The sequence below is a fragment of the Acinetobacter sp. RF14B genome (genome assembly GCF_006864105.1).
Lineage (GTDB): Bacteria > Pseudomonadota > Gammaproteobacteria > Pseudomonadales > Moraxellaceae > Acinetobacter > Acinetobacter lwoffii_C.
In genome coordinates this window covers 1-1,042 of record NZ_SMTB01000196.1, presented here as the reverse complement: position 1 = coordinate 1,042, position 1,042 = coordinate 1, and the positions used below count along the sequence as shown (strand labels likewise).

The following is a 1,042-nucleotide window of genomic DNA, read 5'->3' as shown; positions in this document are numbered from 1 at the left end:
TTCGTGGATGGGCGGCGACCGCGATGGTAACCCGAATGTGACCCATCAGGTAACTCAGGAAGTGCTGTGGCTGTCACGCTGGAAAGCCGCAGACCTGTACCTGCGCGATATTGAAGATTTACGCTGGGAACTCTCGATCCAGCAATGTAGTGAAGAGCTGCAACAGGCACTCGGACAAGCACATCCGGAACCGTACCGTGAATATCTACGTGATACCCGGGAACGTCTGAAAGCCACCCGCAACTGGCTGGCCGAGAAACTTCACAATAAAGATGCCGATGATAGCCGGGTCATCAAAAGCAAAGATGAGCTGCTACAGCCTCTGCTGCTCTGCTATCGCTCGTTACAAGCCTGCAATCTGCCTGAGATTGCCAATGGCAAACTGCTTGATTTTATCTACCGGGTAAACAGTTTCGGAATCGAATTGCTAAAACTGGATATTCGTCAGGAATCAGGCCGCCATCGTCAGGCGATTTCTGCCATTACTGAATATCTGGGGCTGGGTAATTTTGAAACCTGGACCGAACAGGCGCGTCAGAACTTCCTGTTGCAGGAATTACAGAGCAAGCGTCCGCTGCTGCCTAAACATCTGAATGAACCTGTAGGCAGCCTGATTCAACACCCGGATGTGCAGGAGGTCTTTGCCACCATGCGTACTCTGGCGGAACAGCCAAGTGAATGTCTGGGGGCCTATATTATTTCCATGGCGGAATATCCAAGTGATGTACTGGCCGTGCTGTTACTGCAAAAAGAAGCCGGCATTAAAAATCCGTTACGGGTTGTGCCTTTATTTGAAACCTTAAAAGACCTCGACGGCGCAGCCAGTACCATGTCGACCTTGTGGAATATGCACTGGTACAAACAGCATATTCAGGGCAAACATGAGGTCATGATTGGCTATTCAGACTCAGCCAAGGATGCCGGCTTTATGTCTGCCAACTGGGCGCAGTATCGTGCCCAGGAAGAGCTGACCGTGGTTGCCAAACAGCATGGCATACAACTGACCTTATTCCATGGCCGAGGCGGTTCAATCAGCCGGGGC

The 1,042-nt window shown here is 51.3% G+C and carries 1 protein-coding gene; it reads left to right on the top strand.

Annotated features, from left to right (window positions below):
• Positions 1-1,042 (top strand): phosphoenolpyruvate carboxylase (locus tag E2K52_RS14470; RefSeq protein ID WP_151205688.1); only part of this gene is annotated, 1,042 nt, incomplete at both ends.